The sequence below is a fragment of the Nonomuraea sp. NPDC050691 genome, assembly GCF_040654455.1.
Taxonomy (GTDB): Bacteria; Actinomycetota; Actinomycetes; order Streptosporangiales; family Streptosporangiaceae; genus Nonomuraea.
On the sequence record NZ_JBFAIA010000330.1, the window covers coordinates 1 to 3,482 of the forward strand.

Below are 3,482 nucleotides of genomic sequence, written 5' to 3' on the forward strand. Positions count from 1 at the left end.
CCGCGACCGAGGCCGGACCCGCGCCCGCCACCGAGCCGCCGACCACCGAGCCGCCGACCACCGAGCCGCCGACCACCGAGCCGCCGACCACCGAGCCGCCGACCACCGAGCCGCCGACCACCGGGCCGCCGGCCACCGGGGGGCCGCTCGCGTGGCCGGTCAGCGCTCACAGCGCCGCCGCCCTGCGCGGTCAGGCCGCCCGCCTGCACGCCCACGTCACGACCACACGCGCCACCTCCACCCGCGACCCGGCCGACGTGGCGCACTCGCTCGCCACCACCCGGGCCCGCTTCCCGCACCGCGCCGTCGTCCTCGGCCGCGACGCCGGAGAACTGACCGCCGCCCTCGGCGCGTACGCCCGCCAGGAGCCCGCCCCCACGGTGGTCGAGGGCGTCGCGCCGGAGCACGCCCGCGCCGCCTTCCTGTTCACCGGCCAGGGCGGCCAGCGGCCCGGCATGGGCAGGGAACTGGCCGAGCTCTCGCCGGTGTTCGCCGCGGCCCTGGACGAGGCGTGGGCCGCGCTCGACCCGTACCTCGACCGGCCGCTGCGCGAGGTGATGTGGGCGGCGCCCGGCACGCCCGAGGCGGCGCTGCTCGACGAGACCGCCTACACCCAGCCCGCGCTGTTCGCCTTCGAGGTGGCCGCGTTCCGGCTGCTGGAGTCGCTGGGCCTCGCGCCCGCGGCGGTCGCCGGGCACTCGGTCGGCGAGTTCGCCGCCGCCCACGTCGCGGGCCTCTGGTCGCTGGCCGACGCCGCCCGCCTGATCGCGGCCCGCGGCCGGCTGATGCAGCGGCTCACCGCGCCCGGCGCGATGGTCGCCATGGCGGCGGGCGAGGACGAGGTGAGGCCCACCCTGGCGGGGCTGGAGCACCTGGTCTCGGTGGCGGCCGTCAACGGGCCCGGCAGCGTTGTCCTGTCCGGCGACGCCGACGCCTGCCTCGCCGTGGCCGGCCGCTGGCGGGAGCTCGGCCGCCGCACCCGCCGCCTGCCCGTCAGCCACGCCTTCCACTCGCCGCTCATGGAGCCGGTGCTCGACGCGTTCGCCGCGGAGCTGGCGGCCGTGCGGTTCGGCGAGCCGCGCCTGGCCTATGCCACCGGGCTCACCGGCCTGGCCGACACCCGCTGGACCTCTCAGGGCTACTGGCTGGAGCAGATCCGGCTGCCCGTGATGTTCCAGGCCATGGTGCGCAGGCTGGAGGGCGAGGGGATCGGCGTCCTCGTCGAGGTCGGGCCGAGGGCGGTGCTGTCCGGCATGGCGCACGACTGCGTCACCCGCGAGGACACCGTGATCGTGCCGCTGCACCAGCGGGACGCCCAGGAGCCGGACGCGCTCACCGCCTGCCTGGCCCGGGCCTGGGTCGCCGGCCTGCCGGTCGACTGGCCCGCGCTGTTCGGCCGCGGCACCCGTACGGACCTGCCCACGTACGCCTTCGACAGGCGGCGTTACTGGCTGAGCCCGCCCGCGCGCGCCGCGGCCCTGTCCGAGGCGCTGCCCTCGGCGGGGCTGGCCGAGGCCGGGCATCCGCTGCTCGGCGCGGTGGTGGACCTGGCGGAGGAGGGGCCGACCGTGCTCACCGGCCGCCTGTCCGTGGCCGGCGCTCCCTGGCTGGCCGACCACCGAGTGGGCGGGGCGGTCGTCCTGCCCGGGGCCGCCATGGCCGACCTGGTCCTGGAGGCGGGCGCGCGGACCGGCTGCGAGCTGGTCGAGGAGCTGATGTTCGAGGCGCCGCTGGTGCTGCCCGACCGCGGCGGCGTCGTGGTCCAGGTGGTCGTCGAACGTCCCGACGCCTCGGGCGCCCGGCCGGTGCGGCTCCACTCCCGGCCGGCCGACGACCCCGAGGCGGGCTGGACCCGGCACCTGTCCGGCACGATCGGCGTCGCCGCCGCCGGGCACGGCTCCGCCTCGTGGGCTGCCGTGTGGCCGCCCTCGGGCGCGGTGCCGGTGGAGGTGGAGGGTGGTTATGAGCGGTTGGCTGAGCGTGGTTATGAGTACGGGCCGGCGTTTCAGGGGTTGCGGGCGTTGTGGCGGCGCGGGGATGAGCTGTTCGCCGAGGTGACGGCCCCGGAGGGCGTCGAGGTCGCCGGGTTCGGGATCCACCCGGCCCTGTTCGACGCGATGTTCCACCCGCTGGTGGTGGCCGCGCCGGAGGGCGAACTGCGGCTGCCGTTCGAGCTGCGGGGAGCCCGCCTGCACGCGGCCGGCGCCACGGACCTGCGGGTGCGGCTGCGGGCGATCGGCTCGGACGGTTGCGCCGTCGAGGCCGCCGACGCGTCCGCGCGACCCGTGTTCTCGCTCGGCTCCCTGCGGGTGCGCCCCGTTCCTCCGGGGGCGCTGGGCGGGCCGTCCGCCGTCTCCATGTCGTACGGGGTGGAGTGGGTGGAGGCCCCGGCCGGTGGTGTCTCCGGTGGGGTGCCGTCGGTGGTGTGGTGCGTGGGCCAGGGGCCGGACGTGCCGGTGTCGGTGCGTGCGTTGACGGGCCGGGTGCTGGAGGTGGTGACCGGGCCGGCCGCCGAGCAGGTTGTGGTGTTCGCGACGCGGCCGGGTGATGTGGCGGCGGGTGCGGTGTGGGGGTTGGTGCGTTCGGTTCAGTCGGAGCAGCCGGGCCGGTTCGTGCTGGCCGAGGTGGAGGAGGGGTTCTCGGACTGGGGGCGTGTGGTGGCGGCGGCGGAGTCGCAGGTGCGGGTGGCGGGGGGCAAGGTGTCGGTGCCGCGTCTGGCTCGCCGTGGCCAGGAGGCGGTGCCGGACCGGGTGGAGATTCCGGGTGCGGTGGTGGTGACCGGCGGGACCGGCGGGCTCGGTGCTTTGGTGGCGCGGCGGTTGGTGGAGCGGCATGGGGTGCGGGAGCTGGTGCTGGTCTCGCGTCGCGGGCTGGAGGTTCCGGGGGCCGACGACCTGGTGGCGGAGCTGTCGGGCTTGGGCGCTTCGGTGCGGGTGGCGGCGTGTGATGTGGCCGACCGTGAGGCGGTGGCCGCTCTGCTGGAGGGGATCCCGTCGCTGGGCGGGGTCGTCCACGCGGCTGGTGTGCTGGACGACTCGGTGGTCGAGGGGCTGACGCCGGAGCGGATGGATCGGGTGCTGGCCCCCAAGGCGGACGCGGCCTGGCATCTGCACGAGCTGACCCGCGACAAGGACCTGTCCGTCTTCGTGGTGTTCTCGTCGTTGGCCGGGGTGTTGGGCAACGCGGGTCAGGGCAACTACGCCGCCGCGAACGCCTTCCTGGACGCGCTGGCCGGGCACCGGCGGGGACTGGGGCTGCCGGCGGTGTCCATCGCCTGGGGACTCTGGGACACCGGCGGAACCGGCATGGGCGGCACCCTGGAGGCCGCCGACGTCGCCCGGCTCGCCCGGGCGGGCATCGCCCCGCTGAGCATCGGCCAGGGCCTGGAGCTGTTCGACCGCGCTCTCGCGGACGCCGAGGCCCAGGTGGTGGCCGCCCGCTGGGACGCCGCCGGGCTCCGGGCGCGGGCCGAGGCCGGGGAG

General features: G+C 77.0%; 1 protein-coding gene. It reads left to right on the top strand.

All coding sequences use genetic code 11. The features are described 5' to 3' along the window. Positions 1-3,482, top strand: a 3,482-nt coding sequence (locus AB0H81_RS44310; protein WP_358388398.1) for a type I polyketide synthase, incomplete at both ends; no start/stop codon positions are given.